We start from the raw sequence: 13682 nt of genomic DNA, 5'->3' as shown, positions 1-13682 counted from the left end.
TAATTATAGCAAAGCTAAATAGTATGACAAATCCACCAATTTTAAGGGTGGCGCGGCCAAGTGATGATCTGGAGGCGCTGGTGCGTTTTTACCGAGATGGGCTGGGGTTTGATATTATTGACCGTTTTTCCGGCCATGACGGTTTTGACGGTATCATGATGGGGAAAAAGGGATGGCCGTATCATTTTGAATTCACCCACGCCGCGGGACATGTGGCGGGCAAGGCACCGACCGAAGACAACCTGATCATTTTTTACCTGCCTGATCATGCCGAATGGCAGGCGGCGGTCACGCGCATGGAAAATGCCGGGTATGCGGCCCAAAAATCATTCAACCCATACTGGGACATGCAGGGGCGCACTTACGAGGACCCGGACGGGTACCGTGTGGTGCTTCAAAACGCGAAGTGGGAATAAGCCCAAGGCCCGTTTCTATTAATCGACTGTTTTTGTTGGTAATTTCTTTTGGATTGCCGAGATCAGTAACATAACCATAGTCGGATAGGGTAAAATAAGCATGAAACCCATTATGACACGAAGCGGCCAGCCAATTCCAAAATTTGAGTTATAGATCATTGTTGCACGGTCATGAAATTCAGGGGCAACATTCGCAAGTCTTTCTGCTTCAGACATGCCAAACTGATCATAACCAAGATTTTCCAGTTGATAACCCTGATAATAACTTGGCCAGTAGCAGACCATTATTAAAAGTATCAATATTATGGGTAATGAATAAAGGTTGATTGATAATATTCTTTCACGTGTATTGCCTGTGGGTATTTTAAAGTAAGCCAAAATCGGCGTAATCACTATAGCCAACGAAAATACATAATTAATTATAGTGTTCAAAAATTCCATTATTATCCCCAAAATATTTCTTTTAAGGATAACATGAATTTTCTTTGTGACACAATTTTGATTTTCGCTCGCCTCATTTAACAATATGGGGTAAAAATCAGGGATAGATTTATCAAAGGGGACGTATCATGAAAAAATGGGCATTTGTTATAGTGGCGGCGTTGATGGCGGCGGTCCCCATGGGGGCACAGGCGTTTGAAAGCACATATTATGTGGTCCGCCATGCGGAGAAAATGGACGGCGATGACCCGTTGCTGACCGCGAAGGGATTACGGCGCGCGGCCCATATTGCCGCGATGCTGGACGGCACGCCGATTGCCCGGGTTTATTCAACCATGACCCACCGCACCATCATGACGGCGACGGTGACGGCGGCGGCCAAGGGGGTGGCGATTGAGCCGTTCAGCACAGACGACCTTGCCACATTTGCCGAACAGTTAAAGGAACAGGAAGGCGTGTTTTTGATTGTGGCGCACAGCTCAAGCACACCGGACCTGGCGTCGCTGCTTAGCGGGGTCAATATCCCCAAGCTTGATGAAAGCGATTATGAGCAGATGTTTAAAGTCACCATCAGCGACGGGGAACCGGTGCTTGAAAAAATGACAACCACTTTTGAATAGTTTACCAAAATGAGCCTGTTTGATTTTATCGGCCTGATCGGGGTGTTGATGATTTTGGTCGCTTATGCGCTCATTCAGCTTGACCGGCTTGATGTTAAGCACATATCCTATTCAGTGATGAATGCCGCGGGTTCGGGGCTCATTTTAATTTCGCTTTATATTGATTTTAATTTAAGCGCGGCGGTGATCGAGGGGGCGTGGTTACTGATCAGCCTATACGGGATTATCCGCGCGTTTCAAAAAAGAACGTTATAGGTCAAAAAAGTAAGTCATAGGCTTCTCATCATGGTTAATGAGCGGTAAAAACGCCTCATTTCAGACATATTATCTTCCTAATCTTTTCCCTTATTTTGCAGTTTTTTCGAGTTAAAAAATATCGGAGAATTTTCATGAAATTTTTTAGTAAACCAGCCGCACTATTTATCACCAGTTTCATTATGACATGCACCGGCGCATCGGCGCAGGCGACGGGGCCCTTTAACGCGGTTGAGGAATTATTCGCCGCCATGTCGGCTTATAATTATCATCATATGGCAGAGTACGCGACGGATGATTTTCAGTATCTGATCAATGGCAAGATTGAAACAATGGATGATCTTATCCGTGAGACGAAAAAGACCGAAGGCGTGATGGCGCGGCGCAATTATTTTTCGATCATTGACAGCCGCAATCACGGCAATTCGGTTTCCGTAAGTTTCTGGTACCGGTCGGACCTTGAAAGCGCGGACGGCGAAAAAATGAGCCTGGCCTGGCTTGAAAGCGCCGTAGTGGTCAAGGACGGGGACAGTTGGAAAATTGAAATGCTCCATTCCACCCACCTGCCCGATGTCAGCGACATTCCGCGTCAGGTGGTGATGGAGGAATATGTGGGTGACGGTGCCTTCAAGGTGGCAGCATCCGGGATTGTTGAATAGCCGCTTAGTATCAGTATTTATGTTTCTCGCAGGCCCGGCGCAGACGGACAAGCATATCGGCGTCGGGTTTGTTGGCGGTTATTTCCGCGTCGGTCAGGCCATCAAGCTCATGGGGGAAAATCAGCCAGTCTTCGGTTTTATGGACGAAGTAATTGGGGATGCGGGTGGTGAGGTTCTTGCTCGGTTTATAATAAACGGTGCCGACCCGGACATCGAGCGGCATGTTTTTTCGCATCTGCACTTCCAGTTCATGAATGATGGCGTTGATGCTGCGGCCGCTGTCAAACACATCATCGAGGATCAGCAGCCTGTCTTCATGGTTCATATTTTCAACCAGGTAATGAAGGCCGTAAACTTTCACATACGCCTGTTGTTCGGCGATCCCCGTATAGCTTGAGGTGCGGATGGCGATATGGTCGGTTTTAATGTGGCAGAAATCCATCAGTTCCTGCACCGCGATGCCGACCGGGGTGCCGCCGCGCCAGACACCGACGATAAAATCGGGGCGAAAGCCGTCCTTGATAATCAATTCCCCGAGCTTTAATGAGGCGGAGAGCAGCTCGCCAGCGGAGATATAGACTTTGTTCATGTCCCTTTTTCCCTGTTTATCCGTTTCCGGTTTTTTGGGCCTGATTTTTATTTCGGCTTTACTATAACGCGGGGCGCGGAAAAAAGGAATTTCAATTTGCCCGCAGATTGATAGAATAAAAAATAAAAAAGGGGAATTTAGCCATATGATCAAAGCGGCGGTCATTTTTGTGATAGCGGTGCTTGGCTTTGCCGCCATGCAGGCGATGTCCGACAAGGGGCATGACCCAAATAACCTGCTGATTGTTGAGGTCAATACCTCGGCCGAGCGGACGGGGCTTCTTCGCGCGCAGCTTGACAGCTTTGAAGCGGATAACCCGGGGATCAGGGTTGATGTGATATCGCTGTCCTGGGGGCAGGCCTTTGAAAAGCTGAGCATGATGATTGCCGGGGGGCAGGTTCCGGATGTGATTGAAATGCCGGATTTCTGGCTGTCGCGCTATGTCAGCGCCGGGCAGATTGCCGATATGACGCCGTTCCTTGAGCAAACGAAATTTGATGATGACCTGGAGGCGGATACCTTTGAATATGGCAGCATCCGGGGCCGGGTTTATACGGTGCCTTACGGCTATTATTTGCGGGCGATGATTTATAACAAAAAAATATTTGCCCGCGCCGGCATTGAAAAACCGCCGCTGACTATGGACGACTTTTATAATGACGCGGCGAAGATATCCGCCCTTCCCGGCACCTACGGCTATTGCCATCATGGCGGGCGCGGCGGCGCCGTTTTTTATTACTGGATCATGACGACCATGAACGGCTCAAACCGGTTTTTTGATGATGAGGGTAAAAGCACATTTTATCAGCCCGGCGCGGTACGGGGCCTGACCCTGATCCGGGATATTTATAAAAACGGCTATGCGCCGAAAGACAGCCTTAACTGGGGCCTTAATGAAACGGTGTCGGGCTTTTATAGTGGCACCTGCGCCATGCTGCACCAGACGCCGGATGCGCTCACTTCCCTTCGTAAACGGATGGATGATGATGATTATGGTTCGGCACCGATGCCGCTGGGGCCGAGTGGCAAATCCTTTCCCCATCTGGGTTATATCGGCTGGTCGGTTTTGGAGGGGTCCGAAAACAAGGCGGCCGCTTTTAAGCTGGTCCATCATCTGTTATCCCGTGAAAATAACCGGGCCTGGGCCGAGCGTTCGGGGCTGGTGCCGATTTATAAGGGATTGTCGGACAATATATTTGATGCAGACGGGATTGGCGCCGGATGGCTTCAAACCACAAAAGACCCACATTATCAGTATATGATCAACCCAAATTACCTGCCCGATATTGCCGAATTTGACAGTATTGAGGTGGTCCAGTCCGGTCAGGCAATGATGCTGGGCGAAAAAACGCCTGAGGAAACGGCACGGGCGTGGGCGGATTTCCTGACTGCCGCTGAAAAAAGATGGGATGCGGCAAAATGAGCAGGTTTCTAACCCCGTGGCTTTATCTTGCGCCGACGCTGCTTTTTATAATCCTGCTGGTGCTGGTGCCGCTGATTGCCGGGGTGAGCTACGCCTTTTATGATTTTGACCTGATATCGGTAACGAGGGACTTTGTCGGCTTTGATCAGTTCTTCCGCCTTTTGCAGGATGATAAAATATTTTCCATGAGCCTTATGAATACCCTTTTCTGGACGGCGGCATCGCTTTTCTTCCAGTTCACGTTCGGGCTTATGCTGGCGCTTATTTTAAACCGGGGGTTTCGGGGGATCAGGCTGATCCAGCCGGTGCTGTTCGTACCGTGGGCGGTGCCGTCCTTCCTGATCGGGTTGATGTGGGTCTGGATGTTTAACCCGGTGACCGGGCCGCTGCCTTACCTGTTTGAAGGGCTTGGCTTAATGGAAAAGCCTGAAAATCTGTTAAGCGATCCTGACCACGCGATGTGGGGGCCGATCATTGCTAATATCTGGTTCGGGATTCCGTTTTTTGCCATTATGCTGCTGGCGGCGCGGCGAACGATCCCCAATCAAATTTACGAAGCGGCGAGCATTGACGGGATCAGCGGCCTTGACGCCTTTCGCCATATAACCCTGCCGCTGATGGCACCGACCATTATTATAACGCTACTGGTACGGGCAATATGGATCTCTAATTTTGCCGAAATTATCATTGTCATGACCAATGGCGGCCCGGCCAATTCAACCCAGATTGTCGCCACCTATATTTATGATACGGCTTACCAGAAAATGGATTTCGGTTATGCGTCGGTTCTGTCCATCGCACTTTTATTCCTGCTGATGATTTATGGCCTTACCCTTGGCCGCATCCGCCGCAAAATGACGACATATGTGTGAGGGCGCGATGAAATACGGTAAATATCTGATCATATCCGCTTTTCTTCTCTTCACGCTGTTTCCAGTTTACTGGATGCTGAAAATATCGCTGACGCCGGACCGGCTGCTCTTTTCAGAAGGGGTGGTGATTTGGCCAAGCAAAATAACATTTGATCATTATTATGCGGTGTTGGTGGAAGGAAGCTTTCCTGATTATTTTTTAAACAGTTTTATCGTGTCTGCCACCACAGCGGTTATGGTCACGATTATCGCCAGCCTTGCCGGATATGCGCTTTCCCGGTTTCAGTTTAAAGGAAAGGTCAGTATCATTACCGTGCTGTTAATTACGCAGATGTTCCCGATTGTCATGGTGATTGCGCCGATTTATAATGTACTGACGATGATAAATCTGGTTGACAGTCTGGCCGGACTGATCCTGGTTTATACCGCTTTTAACCTGCCTTTTGCCAGTTTCCTGATGCAGACTTTTTTTGACGGCGCGCCAGAAGAGCTGGAGGAAGCGGCGATGATTGACGGCTACACCCGCCTTGAAGCCCTTGAAAAGATAACCCTGCCCCTTTGCCTTCCAGGCATTGGTGCAACGCTCGGTTTTGTATTCACTGCCGCCTGGTCAGAACTGCTTTTTGCGCTGATGTTTATTAACCGCCAGTCACAGATGACTTTTCCGGCCGGCATCATGAATTTTGTGACCAAATTTTCTGTTGACTGGGGCCAGATGGCAGCGGCGATGATCCTCGCCCTGATCCCGGTCTGTATTTTCTTCGCGTATATCCAGAAATTCATCGTTCAGGGGTTAACCGCCGGTGCGCTTAAAGGTTAGTTTAGATATTCCTGTTCAAAGAGTGTAAAACTCTGACGCAGACGGTTACTTAAAATGTCCTTTACCTTCGGGCTGGCGAAACTGGTGCTGATGCTGTTAAAGCTCATTTGCTGTAGCTCGGCATAAGTCACATCAGTGGTGCTGACTGCGGCAATGCATTCTTTTGAAATGTTGGTATCAAAAATTCCGTCATTATCGGTCGAAAGGCTGACCGGGATACCAAGACGTAAAAAGCGTAAGAAAGGATGCGGTCCCGATTTCATATCAAATACTTCCAGCCTGTAATTGCTGGTGATATTCATTTCAATGCCGGGCTTGATATTGCGGGCATATTCAAGCGTGACCAGATCATCCTTTAACTTTACCCCATGGCCAACGCGCGATACCCCCATCACCAATGCATCACGAACATTGCGTGGATCGCCCAACTCCCCCGCATGCATCGTCATTTCCAGCGGGTGATCATCCGGATGCTCCCGGTTATAACCACTTAAATAACCATAGGCTTCCTGCGCCCGCTCAAGGGCGGGATTGCCCCTTTCTATCGCGTAAAGATCAACGCCGACAATGGCATCTGTCGGGTGCTCAACCAGCAGCGTATTCCATTTTTTAATCAATTCCCCGTTATTTTCCCCGGGCAGAAAACGAAGCTGGCCGAGATTCCAGCGGACAACAACGCCAGTTTCCTTATAAAATTTATCGGACCAGTTGGTCAGCTTTTCAATGCTTTCCAGTGTAGGCAGGAAACCGTTGGTAAATTCAATATAGCTGATACCATGACCGGCAGCACGGCTTAGAAAATCGAGATAGAGCATTTCCATTTTGTCATCAAGATGTTCGTCCTCAACCATCCAGATGACAAAAACGAAGATGGCATCAAATCTTGTGAAATCATGGGATGGCGGGTCAGTCGGCAGAAAAAAGAAATCAACAAATAGGCTTTGATCCGCTTCACTTAGCGAGAGAAAATGTTCAGATTCTGGCAGGGATCGAAGTGCTTCAATTTCATAATCATAGAGCATCTGACCTTGATTTTTTATGGTCTTAATAAAATATTCCGGCTCAATGACCGGGTTATATTTGCTGAGTATTTTTATGACAACATCCCGTGTGAAAAGGCCGTATGGGTGCACATGAAGCATGCCGCCTTTGGGGATCTCTTCGCAAAATTTAGCAAGCGCAACCGGATCATTCCTGAGAGGCGAAATATCAATAGCTGATTTTCTGATCGCTTCTTTATGGCTTTGCTCGATAATCAATTTTTCATTTTCTTCAAGAAGCCCAATTTCAATGGGCGAAAACTGATCGCTTTCATCCACAACAAACCCAGCTTCCCAATCATCACGGGAAATCGGGTTTGACTCTTTATAATTTCTTTCAATAATAAAATTGCGGGCTTCGTCATATTTTTTTAAATGCGCTAATAACTTTATATTCGCCATGTCCTGCTCGGAACATGACGACAGACCGAGCATCAAAAGGGAAAGACCAATTAATAAAAACACATTCTGATGATTTTTATTCATGAATGAAATCCCCTTTTTAGTAATTATGATGTAAAGGCCCGTTAATATATTCCGTTAATCATCATACATACAATTATTCTTCCTGCATGGCAAAAAGTTCTGCATTGCCACCTGTTGCAACAGTATTAATGGTCAATGTTTTTTCCGTCGCAAAGCGGAAAAGATATCTTGGACCACCGGCTTTTGGCCCGGTTCCGGAAAGTCCCTGCCCGCCGAAGGGCTGGACCCCGACCACTGCCCCAACAATGTTCCGATTAACATAAGTGTTTCCGACATCAAGGTTTTTAAAAATATAATCGGCACTTTCCTCAATACGGCTATGGACACCAAGCGTGAGGCCAAAACCCGTATTTCTGACCTGCTCAAGAATATCATCAAGCTTTGATGATTTATAACGGATCACATGCAGGATCGGGCCAAAAACCTCTTTTTTAAGCTCATTAACTGATGAAATTTCATAAAGCCGTGGGCCAAAAAAAGTTCCTTGATTATGCTCTTTCGGTGATGAAAGGGCATTTATTAATATTGCTTCGCTGTCCATTCTGTCTGCGTGTGCCTGTAATAGGTCCTTTGCATCCTGGTCTATAACCGGGCCAACATCGGTTGAAAGATCAGCCGGGTTTCCGACCTTAAGACAATCCATCGCGCCTTTAAGCATAGGGATGATGGTACCCGCGACTTCTTCCTGCAGGTACAAAACCCGCAGAGCCGAGCAACGTTGTCCCGCTGACTGAAATGCTGAGGAAATGGCATCATCAACCACCTGTTCCGGCAAAGCAGTGCTGTCAACAATCATGACATTTTGCCCGCCTGTTTCGGCTATTAATGGCACAATCGCCCCTTCACGATTGGCCAGTGTGCGGTTAATAATTTTTGCTGTTTCCGTTGATCCGGTAAAGGCGACACCATCAATACGGTCATCGGCCACGAGCTTAGAGCCGATTGTGGCGCCATCCCCGGTGAGCAGATGCAGCACATCAGCTGGAACCCCCGCAGCATGCAGAATTTTAACCGCTTCTGCAGCGACTATTGGCGTTTGTTCAGCTGGCTTGGCAATAACTGCATTTCCTGCGGCTAGTGCGGCGGATACCTGACCCATAAAAATAGCCAGTGGAAAATTCCAGGGACTGATACAAAGGAAGGTGCCCCTGCCCTGAAGGTAAAGTTCATTGCGTTCGCCAGTTGGCCCGGGAAGAGGTTTCCCCCCTTCAAAATTTTCCCGTGCCTGCCCGGCATAATAACGAAGGAAATCAACCGCTTCACGCACTTCGGAAAGTCCATCGGCTAAAGTCCTACCCGCCTCTGCGGCAATAAGTCCCATTAGCGTCAGACAATTATTTTCTAACGAATTTGCAGCATTATTTAATATCTCTGCCCGGGTAGCCCCGCACAGTGCATTCCATGATTTTTGGGCTTTTTTTGCTGCCCCCAGGGCTTTCTCAATATCATCATCTGAAGAGCCCCCAACCAGACCAACCACTTCTCCCGTTGTCGGGCTGAGAATTTTTTCAGGGTTTTCAAAGCCCATCTTTCCACAAACGATGGGCCCCGCCTTCCAGTCATGTTTCGTAACGAGACTGGCATTAAGTTTTGCAATTTCGAGCGGATCGGAAAGATCAAAGCCCGTTGCATTTTTTCTTGGGAATTTTTCAAAAGCCGAAGCGCTCAATATATCCTTTGGCAGCGGGATCATACTATGTCGTCTTGGTGATTTTTGCTCAACCAGCTTGATAGAGTCCTGCATCAGTTCGTCAACGGCGACTTCCTTATCCATGAAACGGTTAACAAATGAACTGTTGGCCCCGTTTTCAAGCAGGCGCCGTACCAGATAGGGAAGCAAATCCTTATGGGCGCCGACAGGGGCGTAAACACGGATATTAAACGGCCTTTCAACATTATTTTTGACCACATCATAAAGAAGGTGTCCCATGCCATGTAGCCGCTGAAATTCAAATTCGTCCGGATTAACATTCCATTTTTTTGCAAGTTCGAGTATAAGCGCCACCGAATAGGCATTATGGGTCGCAAACTGCGGATAGAATATATCCCGCGCCATCATTAGCCGCTCCGCGCATACCTGATAGGAAAGATCCGTTGTTGGTTTCCTCGTATAAACCGGATAATCGCTTAGTCCCGCTTCCTGGGCATGCTTAATTTCACTGTCCCAATAAGCCCCCTTGACCAGGCGAACCATAAACTTGCGACCCAGTTCACGGCCCAGCGTTTTTAACCAGTCAAGAACATAGGGCGCCCTTTTCTGGTAGGCCTGAACTACAATTCCAAGCCCATCCCAGTTTTGGAGCATCGATGAGCGGGCCAGACTTTCAAAAATATAAAGGGATAGATCAAGCCTGTCTGCTTCTTCGGCGTCAATGGTAAATCCCAAACCATTTTCCCGGGATAATGACGCCAGCTCGGTTATTCTGGGAATCATAACGGACATTACCGTTTCATGATGCGCCATTTCATAACGCGGATGAAGGGCGGAGAATTTTACTGAAATGCCATTTGCCGAATAAGGATTGGACTTTTCATTTTGCGCCCCGATTTCCAGAATTGCTTTTTTATAGGCTTCAAAATAACGGTCTGCATCAGCCATTGTCCGCGCCCCTTCCCCGAGCATGTCAAATGAAAAGCGGGTATCAGGGCTGTTTTCCTTTTTGCCACGGTTTATGGCTTCATCAATGCTGCGACCCAGAACATATTGCCCGCCCATAATCTTCATTGCCTGCATGATGGCAGTGCGAACAACCGGTTCTCCGGTTTTTCTGACAAAAGCTTTAAACCAGTTATCCGTGTTTCTTTTTACATCGGCACCAAGCTCGACAAATTCACCGGTCAGCATCAGACCCCAGGTTGAGGCATTGACAAATGTGCTTTCAGAATGACCTTTATGATCCGACCAGCGTCCGGCACTGATTTTTTCAGATATCAGTTTATCGGCGGTCGCTCCATCCGGCACCCTAAGCAGGCTTTCCGCCAGGCACATCAGGGCCACGCCTTCTTTATTGGATAAGTCAAATTCCTGTAGAAAATAGTCCATAGTCCCCTGACGACCGCTTCTTTCTCTGGATTTTTCGACGAAGCGTCGTGCCTGATCAACCAGACGGTTTCTTTCCCCGGTTGTCAGTTCAGTAGCATGGAGCAGATTATTCACGCATGCTTCTTCATCCGCATGCATGGCAAGGCGCAGATTATGTCTGATCTCGTCCAGAGACAGCGTTTCAATCACTTTATGCTCATTCAAAGAATACATGTGACACCTCAATTTAAAATGGATAATCACAAGAACATATCGTATATTGCAGTAGAATGTCCTACTTTATTAAAGTATTTGCCGATATATTATCTATTATTTTGACTGTTAAATAGAATTAAATGCTGTTAACATTCAACCACATTGACAGCCAGTCCACCTTTTGAGGTTTCCTTATAATTTGACTGCATATCTTTACCGGTCTGGCGCATGGTCTCAATCACTTTATCTAGGGATACATGATGAAGCCCATCGCCTCTGAGCGCCAACCGGGACGCATCAATTGCTTTTACCGCACCCATTGCATTTCTTTCAATACAGGGTATTTGCACTAGACCGCCAATTGGATCGCAGGTCAGGCCCAGATTATGTTCCATTCCAATCTCGGCAGCATTTTCAACCTGAAGAACCGTTCCGCCCATCACAGCCGTAAGGCCCGCAGCCGCCATGGAGCAGGCAACGCCAACTTCCCCCTGACAGCCAACCTCTGCACCGGAAATTGATGCATTCTTTTTATATAAAGAGCCAATTGCCGTTGCCGTCAGCAGAAAGTCATAAACGGCTTTTTTATCACCGTTTCGATTATAAAAGCGGGCAAAATACCGTAAAACAGCAGGGATTATACCTGCGGCACCATTGGTAGGAGCCGTGACCACTCGACCGCCAGCCGCATTTTCCTCATTGACCGCAAGAGCCCACAAATTTATCCAGTCAAGAATAACAGACGGATCACCAAGCTGTTTTTCCTGCGCCTCCTTAAGCGAGGAAAGGACCTGTGCCGCTCTTCGTTTAACATTAAGAGAACCGGGCAGTTTACCGCCGGTCGCACAGCCGCGGTCGATTGAATATTGCATGGCATCATAAATTTTATCGAGCCCCTGTTTGATTTTCTGCCTGGGCATTAATGCCTTTTCATTTTCCCACATAAGTTCGGCAATTGAAAGTTTATGGAGGCTGCAAAGCTCAAGAAGTTCCTGTGCGTTATCGAATGGATAGGGAACTTCTATTTCTTCAGGAGGGGGCGTATTCCGGCCAAAATCGGCCTCACTCATAATGGCGCCACCACCAACGGAATAATAACTTTCAGAGGCAATTTTCATGCCTTTGCTGTCAAAAGCGTGAAATGTCATTCCATTGCTGTGATGAGGAAGAAGTTCTTCCATATGAAAAAGCAGATGATCTTTCACTGAAAATAAAACTTCCTTGTCCCCAAGCAGAGTAATTCTACCGGAAGATTTTATATTTTCGCAAAGATCATCAATAATGGCCGGGTCAACAGTCGCGGGTTCCAAACCTGACAAGCCAAGAAGAATAGCTTTGTCCGTCGCATGGCCCAGACCGGTCAACGCCAGTGAACCATATATATCGACCTTAACGGACCCAACTTTTTTTATATCGGGAAGTGCCTCAAGAAATGTTTTTGCCGCGACCATAGGCCCGACAGTATGAGAACTTGATGGTCCTATACCGATCTTAAAAAGGTTGAAAACGCTGTAATACATGCTCCCACCCTTATTCATTTCTCAGGGAATTATTATAGAAAAGATATTAAACGCAGCTTATGCGTTTTGAGCTGTCTTATCAAGTGACTTGATATGCTCTAATACTCTTGACCATTTATTCGCTTCACATATTTCAATGGCCTGACTGCGCCCCATGCGGCGGATCAGTTTTTTTGCAAGCTCTTCAATAGTCTGGTTGCTCATAGTTTTACCTGTAATTTATCAAACTTTAATCTACTGCCTTTTAATATACACAGCAATTAAGGCAATATCATGCCGGAAAACACACCATCTACGCCCCTATTTTCCTAAAGTCAAGCCGGGACTTAGAATATTTTCCTTCGCATAGACTATAACTGAGGCCAACATTATATTTAAATCTGTTCATTGGCAAGCATATAGCATAAAATATTGCACTCATCCGATTCTATATATGTTTAATCCGGGTAAATTGATTTTTTTAAAGATATTGTAATGGCCAATCATAAAGATGTTTCACAAAGCCAGCCCGGCACTCGAAAGCTGGATAGAACAGATCGCAGAATTTTAGAGTTACTGCAACTGGATGGTCGTATTTCCAATGTAAAGCTTGCCGAGCTCATTCACTTAAGCCCGACACCATGTCTTGAACGGGTCAAAAGACTTGAAAAAGAAGGCTTCATAAAAAATTATGTCGCCATTCTTGACCCCAAAATGCTGGATGCCGCACTCGTTTCCTTTATTGAGGTATCTCTGGCACGAACGACGACAAAGGCACTTGATCACTTTCGACAGGTGATCCTTGAAATGGATGAAGTTCAGGAATGCCACATGGTTGCCGGCGGGTTTGACTATCTGATCAAAGTTCGCACCAGCGATATGGATCATTACAGGCGTTTTCTTGGTGAGAAGCTTTCCACTATTGAAGATATCAGCAGCACACATACATATGTTGTAATGGAAGAAATAAAGGCCAGCAGTGCCATTAAAATTAGTGAATAATAATGCCAAAAATTACTTTTATATCCCCTGACAATAAAGAATATTTCGTTGATGCCGAGATCGGCAAAACTTTAATGCAAATCGCCGTAGCACATAATGTGGAAGGTATTGATGCGGATTGCGGCGGCTCCTGCGCCTGTGCCACCTGCCATATCATTGTCCCTAAAGAATTTAGAGCCAAAGTTGGGCCTGCTCACGAAGATGAAAGTGCCCTTCTTGATTTTCTTGATAATCGCAGAGCGGGAAGCCGCCTTAGCTGCCAGATTGAAATGAAAGAGGACCTTGACGGTATGATCGTCAAGGTCCCCTCATTATATTAAGT

The 13682-nt window shown here is 47.0% G+C and carries 15 protein-coding genes; 9 read left to right on the top strand and 6 right to left on the bottom strand.

All coding sequences use genetic code 11. The features are described 5' to 3' along the window. Window positions 1-23: 23 nt before the first annotated feature. Window positions 24-416: a VOC family protein gene (locus tag R3D86_06830; GenBank protein MEZ5757918.1), complete on the top strand. Its 393-nt coding sequence runs from the start codon at window positions 24-26 to the stop codon at window positions 414-416. Window positions 417-434: 18 nt separating this feature from the next. Here the strand turns inward: R3D86_06830 and R3D86_06825 are convergent, their stop codons facing one another. Further along, the gene (locus R3D86_06825; GenBank protein ID MEZ5757917.1) at window positions 435-857 is read right to left on the bottom strand and encodes a hypothetical protein; all 423 of its coding nucleotides are present in this window, start codon (window positions 855-857) and stop codon (window positions 435-437) included. Between the two features lie 128 nt (window positions 858-985). Here R3D86_06825 and R3D86_06820 point away from each other — a divergent pair, with 128 nt between their 5' ends. The 3 genes from R3D86_06820 (at window position 986) to R3D86_06810 (ending at window position 2391) form a co-directional block, all read left to right on the top strand. Beyond that, entirely contained in the window at window positions 986-1477 is a 492-nt protein-coding gene (locus R3D86_06820; GenBank protein ID MEZ5757916.1) for a histidine phosphatase family protein, read from the top strand. Window positions 1478-1486: 9 nt separating this feature from the next. Continuing rightward, a complete protein-coding gene (locus R3D86_06815) occupies window positions 1487-1732 on the top strand; it encodes a hypothetical protein (GenBank protein MEZ5757915.1) in 246 nt (81 codons plus the stop codon). 134 nt (window positions 1733-1866) lie between these two features. After that, entirely contained in the window at window positions 1867-2391 is a 525-nt protein-coding gene (locus tag R3D86_06810) for a hypothetical protein (GenBank protein ID MEZ5757914.1), read from the top strand. 10 nt (window positions 2392-2401) lie between these two features. Here the strand turns inward: R3D86_06810 and R3D86_06805 are convergent, their stop codons facing one another. After that, the gene (locus tag R3D86_06805; GenBank protein ID MEZ5757913.1) at window positions 2402-3178 is read right to left on the bottom strand and encodes a phosphoribosyltransferase family protein; all 777 of its coding nucleotides are present in this window, start codon (window positions 3176-3178) and stop codon (window positions 2402-2404) included. Here R3D86_06805 and R3D86_06800 point away from each other — a divergent pair. Genes R3D86_06800 through R3D86_06790 form a run of 3 tightly spaced genes read left to right on the top strand, consistent with a single transcriptional unit; the run spans window position 3126 to window position 6095 of the window. Further along, on the top strand, window positions 3126-4403 hold the full coding sequence (locus R3D86_06800; GenBank protein MEZ5757912.1) for a sugar ABC transporter substrate-binding protein: 1278 nt from the start codon (window positions 3126-3128) through the stop codon (window positions 4401-4403). The genes R3D86_06805 and R3D86_06800 overlap by 53 nt on opposite strands. Continuing rightward, window positions 4400-5275, top strand: coding sequence for a sugar ABC transporter permease (locus R3D86_06795; GenBank protein ID MEZ5757911.1), 876 nt, complete (start codon window positions 4400-4402; stop codon window positions 5273-5275). The genes R3D86_06800 and R3D86_06795 overlap by 4 nt, the downstream gene beginning before the upstream one ends. Window positions 5276-5282: 7 nt before the next feature. Then, window positions 5283-6095 (top strand): carbohydrate ABC transporter permease, encoded by an 813-nt coding sequence (locus R3D86_06790; GenBank protein ID MEZ5757910.1) that lies wholly within the window; start codon window positions 5283-5285, stop codon window positions 6093-6095. Here the strand turns inward: R3D86_06790 and R3D86_06785 are convergent. From R3D86_06785 to R3D86_06770, 4 genes are all read right to left on the bottom strand, one after another. Then, entirely contained in the window at window positions 6092-7621 is a 1530-nt protein-coding gene (locus R3D86_06785; GenBank protein MEZ5757909.1) for a hypothetical protein, read from the bottom strand. The two genes, R3D86_06790 and R3D86_06785, sit on opposite strands and share 4 nt — an antisense overlap. Before the next feature lie 73 nt (window positions 7622-7694). After that, a complete protein-coding gene (gene putA, locus R3D86_06780; protein ID MEZ5757908.1) occupies window positions 7695-10877 on the bottom strand; it encodes a bifunctional proline dehydrogenase/L-glutamate gamma-semialdehyde dehydrogenase PutA in 3183 nt (1060 codons plus the stop codon). Window positions 10878-11005: 128 nt separating this feature from the next. Then, window positions 11006-12379 carry an L-serine ammonia-lyase gene (locus R3D86_06775; GenBank protein MEZ5757907.1) on the bottom strand — a complete coding sequence of 458 codons (1374 nt, stop codon included), beginning with the start codon at window positions 12377-12379 and terminating at the stop codon, window positions 11006-11008. Between the two features lie 57 nt (window positions 12380-12436). Further along, a complete protein-coding gene (locus R3D86_06770) occupies window positions 12437-12583 on the bottom strand; it encodes a hypothetical protein (protein MEZ5757906.1) in 147 nt (48 codons plus the stop codon). Window positions 12584-12853: 270 nt separating this feature from the next. On the opposite strand from R3D86_06770, the gene R3D86_06765 reads away from it, so the two are divergent. Both R3D86_06765 and R3D86_06760 read left to right on the top strand, forming a co-directional pair. Beyond that, entirely contained in the window at window positions 12854-13360 is a 507-nt protein-coding gene (locus R3D86_06765; GenBank protein MEZ5757905.1) for an Lrp/AsnC ligand binding domain-containing protein, read from the top strand. A gap of 2 nt (window positions 13361-13362) precedes the next feature. Further along, window positions 13363-13680: a 2Fe-2S iron-sulfur cluster-binding protein gene (locus tag R3D86_06760; GenBank protein MEZ5757904.1), complete on the top strand. Its 318-nt coding sequence runs from the start codon at window positions 13363-13365 to the stop codon at window positions 13678-13680. Window positions 13681-13682 lie beyond the last annotated feature (2 nt).

The sequence above is a fragment of the Emcibacteraceae bacterium genome (assembly GCA_041396985.1).
Taxonomy (GTDB): domain Bacteria; phylum Pseudomonadota; class Alphaproteobacteria; order Sphingomonadales; family Emcibacteraceae; genus Pseudemcibacter.
The sequence above is the reverse complement of the archived record's forward strand: the minus strand, read 5'-3'. Positions and strand labels throughout refer to the sequence as shown.

Coding starts and splice junctions, on each gene's coding strand:
- R3D86_06825 (MEZ5757917.1), bottom strand. CDS start 857: ATGGAATTTTTGAACACTATAATTAATTATGTATTTTCGTTGGCTATA.
- R3D86_06800 (MEZ5757912.1), top strand. CDS start 3,126: ATGATCAAAGCGGCGGTCATTTTTGTGATAGCGGTGCTTGGCTTTGCC.
- R3D86_06810 (MEZ5757914.1), top strand. CDS start 1,867: ATGAAATTTTTTAGTAAACCAGCCGCACTATTTATCACCAGTTTCATT.
- R3D86_06805 (MEZ5757913.1), bottom strand. CDS start 3,178: ATGGCGGCAAAGCCAAGCACCGCTATCACAAAAATGACCGCCGCTTTG.
- R3D86_06775 (MEZ5757907.1), bottom strand. CDS start 12,379: ATGTATTACAGCGTTTTCAACCTTTTTAAGATCGGTATAGGACCATCA.
- R3D86_06815 (MEZ5757915.1), top strand. CDS start 1,487: ATGAGCCTGTTTGATTTTATCGGCCTGATCGGGGTGTTGATGATTTTG.
- R3D86_06765 (MEZ5757905.1), top strand. CDS start 12,854: ATGGCCAATCATAAAGATGTTTCACAAAGCCAGCCCGGCACTCGAAAG.
- R3D86_06795 (MEZ5757911.1), top strand. CDS start 4,400: ATGAGCAGGTTTCTAACCCCGTGGCTTTATCTTGCGCCGACGCTGCTT.
- R3D86_06830 (MEZ5757918.1), top strand. CDS start 24: ATGACAAATCCACCAATTTTAAGGGTGGCGCGGCCAAGTGATGATCTG.
- R3D86_06760 (MEZ5757904.1), top strand. CDS start 13,363: ATGCCAAAAATTACTTTTATATCCCCTGACAATAAAGAATATTTCGTT.
- R3D86_06770 (MEZ5757906.1), bottom strand. CDS start 12,583: ATGAGCAACCAGACTATTGAAGAGCTTGCAAAAAAACTGATCCGCCGC.
- putA (MEZ5757908.1), bottom strand. CDS start 10,877: ATGTATTCTTTGAATGAGCATAAAGTGATTGAAACGCTGTCTCTGGAC.
- R3D86_06790 (MEZ5757910.1), top strand. CDS start 5,283: ATGAAATACGGTAAATATCTGATCATATCCGCTTTTCTTCTCTTCACG.
- R3D86_06820 (MEZ5757916.1), top strand. CDS start 986: ATGAAAAAATGGGCATTTGTTATAGTGGCGGCGTTGATGGCGGCGGTC.
- R3D86_06785 (MEZ5757909.1), bottom strand. CDS start 7,621: ATGAATAAAAATCATCAGAATGTGTTTTTATTAATTGGTCTTTCCCTT.